The 3,108-nt window shown below is 63.3% G+C and carries 2 protein-coding genes; both read left to right on the forward strand.

Annotation, left to right across the window (positions count from 1 at the left end; translation table 11 throughout):
- On the forward strand, positions 1 to 2,091 hold a 2,091-nt coding region (locus tag AC1DU6_RS25095), incomplete at its 5' end, for a type IV pilus secretin PilQ (RefSeq protein ID WP_477860399.1).
- A gap of 58 nt (positions 2,092 to 2,149) precedes the next feature.
- Positions 2,150 to 3,108 (forward strand): hypothetical protein (locus AC1DU6_RS25100; RefSeq protein WP_477860401.1); only part of this gene is annotated, 959 nt, incomplete at its 3' end.

Genomic DNA, 3,108 nt, shown 5'->3' on the forward strand with positions numbered 1-3,108 from the left:
TCGATCAATACCAGCCAGCAGGCGGGTGTGGAGGTCGTGCGGATTGAACTGAGCGAGCCCTTGCCGGCCCTGCCGACCGGCTTCACGATCCAGGCGCCGCCGCGCATCGCCATCGATCTACCGGGCGTCACGAACGGCGTCGGTCGCAACCAGATCGACATCAACCAGGGAAATCTGCGCTCGGCCAATGTGGCGCAGGCGGGGGAACGCTCCCGCATCGTGCTGAACCTGCGCCATGCTTCGGGCTACACCGCCAAGCTGGAGGGCAGCGCCCTGGTCATCGTGCTCGACCCGACGCCTGCGCAGCCCTTGCCCCAGGCCCAGGCTCCCGGCGAACCGGTCCATTTCGCACAGAGCCTGAACGCCGCGCCCCAGTCGCTGCGCGACATCGACTTCCGTCGCGGTGCGGACGATGCGGGCCGCGTCATCGTCAACCTGCCCAGCAACCAGGTCGGCGTCGACATCCAGCAGCAGGGCCATGGCCTGGTGGTCGAGTTCCTGCGTTCCAGCCTGCCGGAGAACCTGCGTCGCAAGATCGACGTGACCGATTTCGGCACCCCCGTGCAAACCATCACCACGAGCCAGATCGGTGATCGGGTGCGCATGCTGGTCGAACCCAAGGGCAACTGGGAACACAGCGCCTACCAGAGCGATAACCAGTTCGTCCTGGAGGTCAGGCCGCAGAAGATCGATCCGAACAAGCTGACCCAGGGGCCCGGCTACGCGGGTGACAAGCTGTCGCTGAACTTCCAGAACATCGAAGTCCGGGCACTGCTGCAGGTCATTGCCGACTTCACCAACTTCAACGTCGTCACCAGCGATACCGTGACCGGCAGTGTCACGCTGCGCCTGAAGGACGTGCCCTGGGATCAGGCGCTGGACATCATCATGCAGGCCAAGGGCCTGGGCCTGAGGAAGTCCGGCAACGTGCTGTGGATCGCACCCAAGGAAGAGCTCGCCACCAAGGAGAGGCTGGACCTTGAAGCCAAGGCCGCCATCGCTCAGCTCGAACCGCTGCGAACCCAGTCCTTCCAACTCAACTATGTGAAGTCCGAGGACCTTGCCAAGGGCCTGACGGGTCAGGGCATCACATCCTCCGGCAGCGGCGGTTCCGGCGGTGGTGGCAGCGGTACCGGTACCGGTACTCGCATCCTTTCGACGCGCGGCAGTGTCATCTTCGAGCCTCGCACCAACCAGCTCTTCGTCTCGGACGTCCCGAGCAAGCTTGAAGAGATCCAGGCCATGATCGCCAAGATCGACATCCCGGTGCGCCAGGTGCTGATCGAGGCGCGCATCGTCGAAGCCAACGACAAGTTCGGCCGCTCGTTGGGCGTCAAGCTCGGCGCCAACGATCTGCGCGGGCAGCAGGGGGGCATCCCGGGCTATAGCGTCGGTGGCGGCAATTACGTGACCGTTGGCGGCAACTACAACGGCATCGGCTCACAGACCAACCAAGGGGTCTCGGCCAACTACAACAACACCCAGTTCGTCAACCTGCCGGCGAACGTGTCGTCTGACGCATTCAGCGGTGGCACGGCGACCCAGGTCGCGCTGTCTCTGTTCAGTGCCACCGCCAACCGCTTCCTGAACCTTGAGCTGTCGGCGCTTGAATCTGACGGCAAGGGCAAGGTCGTGTCCAGCCCGCGCGTCATCACGGCCGACCAGGTCAAGGCCCTCATCGAGCAGGGCGAGGAGCTGCCCTATCAGGTGGCCACCGCGAGCGGCGCCACCTCGGTGCAGTTCCGCAAGGCCAACCTCAAGCTGGAGGTCACGCCGCAGATCACGCCTGAAGGCAGCGTCATCCTGAACGTGGACGTCAACAAGGACAGCCGCGGTACGTTGACGCCTCAGGGTTATGCGATCAATACCAAACATGTTCAGACACAGGTGCTGGTCGAGAACGGCGGTACGGTCGTCATCGGCGGCATCTATACCCAGGACGAAGGCGAGACCGTCAACAAGGTACCGCTGCTGGGCGATGTGCCTTTCCTGGGCAACCTGTTCAAGAATAAGACCCGAACGACCTCCAAGACCGAGCTGTTGATCTTCCTGACGCCCAAGGTCGTCAGTGAGCGGTCGACGGTGCGCTGAGGTTTCACCGAATTGACGATGTGTCAGCTGCGCTGGCTACACACGGGAGTGAGCAGAGATGTTGAAGTTTGATGTTTGGAGCCGGACTGCGGTTCGTGCGTTGTTGGGTGGTGTGATCGCCGCCGCCCTCACGGCCTGTGGCGGTGGTGGTGGTAGCGCGGGCACGCCGGTCTTCGATCCCCCGGCATCCACCCCGTCGGGCGCGGCGAGCGCGGTGGCGGCCGACCTCGTCGTCGTGCTGAACAAGTCCACGTTGACGAACACGGGAACCGATTCGATCACGGCGACGGTAACGTCCATCGACACCAACCGCGCCGCAGTCGGCAACGTGCCGGTCAGCGTTTCCATCAATGCCAATGCGGTGGTGTCGACAAATAACGCGACAGCGACCAATGCCAGCGGCCTGCTGACGGCCACGATCACCCAGGGCTCGGACACTTCGGTTCGCCCCGTGACCCTGACCGTGACCTCGGGCGCCATTACGCGGGCGGTGACCTTCAATGTCGTCCAGCAGTCTTCAACCAACAATCCTCAGGCCAATGACCTGACGCTGACGCTGAGCGCGAGCAATATCAACAACTCGGGCAGCGCAACGATCACGGCCACGGCTACGGCAGTGGACAGCAATAGAAACGCCTTGCAGGGCATTCCCGTGCAGCTGTCGGTGACAGACGCCAGCGCCTTCCTCATCGCGCCCTCCAGCACTACAAATGCCAGTGGGCAGGTGACGGGTGCGGTCAACATCGGTCAGGATCGCTCGAATCGCACCATCACGGTCGTTGCGACAAGCGGCAACCTGACGCGCACCGCTGCGTTCCAGGTCATTGGGGCAAACTTCTCGCAAGCCAGCCCGGTGCCGGCCGTTGCGACGGTCGGTGCCGCCGGTACCGTCCAATACACGCTGTCTGACGTGAACAGCAATCCGATGCCGGGCGTGACTATCAATGTCACCGGCAACGGCGTGACCAGTGCCACGGGGACGACCGACTTGAATGGCGCTTATACGTTCACCTACAC

This window comes from Roseateles sp. P5_B10 (assembly GCF_056400485.1).